Origin of the sequence: Pseudonocardia nigra, from assembly GCF_019396355.1 — a bacterium.
In the GTDB taxonomy this organism is placed as follows: domain Bacteria; phylum Actinomycetota; class Actinomycetes; order Mycobacteriales; family Pseudonocardiaceae; genus Pseudonocardia; species Pseudonocardia nigra.
In genome coordinates this window covers 1-770 of the sequence record NZ_JAHKRK010000542.1, presented here as the reverse complement: position 1 = coordinate 770, position 770 = coordinate 1, and the positions used below count along the sequence as shown (strand labels likewise).

The 770-nt window shown below is 62.9% G+C and carries 1 protein-coding gene; it reads right to left on the bottom strand.

Going from position 1 to position 770, the window contains the following annotated elements:
- Window positions 1–121: 121 nt before the first annotated feature.
- Window positions 122–517 (bottom strand): AlbA family DNA-binding domain-containing protein, encoded by a 396-nt coding sequence (locus KME75_RS42105; protein ID WP_219420665.1) that lies wholly within the window; start codon window positions 515–517, stop codon window positions 122–124.
- Window positions 518–770: the final 253 nt, after the last annotated feature.

The following is a 770-nucleotide window of genomic DNA, read 5'->3' as shown; positions in this document are numbered from 1 at the left end:
GATCGCAAACTTTAAGACCTGGCGCATCATGCACACCGACTACCGGCGGCCGCTGGCGACGTTCGACACGACGATCTCGGCGGTTATCGGACTGCACTTCTACTTGGCGGCTGAATAGGCCTCATGGGACCTCCCGCTCAGGCGATTGTCCGCCAGTCTTGACCACGTAGGGCGCACGGTCAGTTTCAAAGAACAGTGCAAGGACAGTGCCGCCGGGGCGGGGCACGAGCAGTTGGGTTACTGATGGTGCTAGCTCGTCAAACCAGCTCTCCACTTGAGGCCACCACGATTGAGTTTCAAAGCTCGGGGTGGCACTGGTCAAATGTCCGTCATTCTCGACGCCGATCAGCCAGACTGCCTCGTCGCCACGCGCGGCGTTTGCGAGCGCTGCGATTTGGCGAGCAGCTCTCCGATAGTCATCAGGAAGCTGCCTTTTGAAATCGACGAAGGAGTCTTCGGCACCAGGTGCGTCGAGGATTTCGTGGACGCGGGCCTCGAGCCGCTGACGCTCGGTCACGTTGAGCCATGCTATCTGCTGGCGGGCTGTTGGCGAGCGTGCTGGTGAGGCAGGTGAGCGGGGCGAGGGCGAGCGTGGCGGCGGATCTCGTTGCTGGTCAGCGCGATCAGGCCGTCGTCGCCGGTAGGGCTAGAGCGTGTCCCGTGGATCATGCGGGTCGGCTGCGGTAGATCTCTTCTGTGCTTGATCGCCACGACTTGACCGACGCGGAGTGGGCACGGCTGGAGCCGTTGCTGCCCGACCGGACACCGCG